This is a genomic window from Bradyrhizobium sp. LeoA1Lang (genome assembly GCF_055413685.1).
On sequence record NZ_JBVAPG010000482.1, the window covers coordinates 1 to 614 of the forward strand.

Annotated in this window: 2 protein-coding genes; both read right to left on the reverse strand. The window is 62.4% G+C overall.

Annotated features, from left to right (window positions below):
• On the reverse strand, window positions 1-271 hold a 271-nt coding region (locus ACZYOF_RS44240), incomplete at its 3' end, for a hypothetical protein (RefSeq protein ID WP_463719657.1).
• Between the two features lie 2 nt (window positions 272-273).
• The coding region (locus tag ACZYOF_RS44245) for a phosphopantetheine-binding protein (protein ID WP_463719658.1) at window positions 274-614 on the reverse strand (341 nt) is incomplete at its 5' end.

Here is a 614-nt window from a genome sequence, read left to right on the forward strand (position 1 = left end):
CCAGGCTGCGCTGCCAGGCGCTGCGGTCGAGCACACCCTTGAGCCGCCATCCCAGCGGGATGTGATAGTGCGTGCTGCCCGCATCCAGCTGCGCCAAAAACCAGAGCCGCTGCTGCGCAAACGAGGGTGCTAGAACGCTTTCGCGTCCAACCTTTGGTATCGACGCAGCCTTTCGACTGCTAGTGCGGTTTCTCTCCTTGGCGAGTAAAAGAAGCTCAGCCAAGCCTTCAACATCCAGCTTTTCCAAGCCGGTTCCAACTAAATCTGTCATTTCTAGGCACCCAGAGTGAGCAGCTTCTGAAGCTCGTCGCGATCAAATTCTCGTTCGAGCAAAGTAATAGAAGCGTCGCGAGCGAGATCGCTCAGCACCGGCTTGGAGAACAGCGAGGTGAGCGGCAGCTCTACACCTAGAGCCTGCGACAGCCGGCTCAGCAACCTCACGGCAAGAAGCGAGTGGCCGCCCAGCGCGAAGAAGTGGTCGTGGCGCCCGACCCGCTCCAGCCCCAGAAGCTCGGCCCAGAGCTTGGCCAGCGCGGTCTCGATCTCGCCCTGCGGCGCCTCATAGGCGCCCCGCGCATAGGCCTCATCGTCCGGCGCCGGCAGCGCCTGGCGGT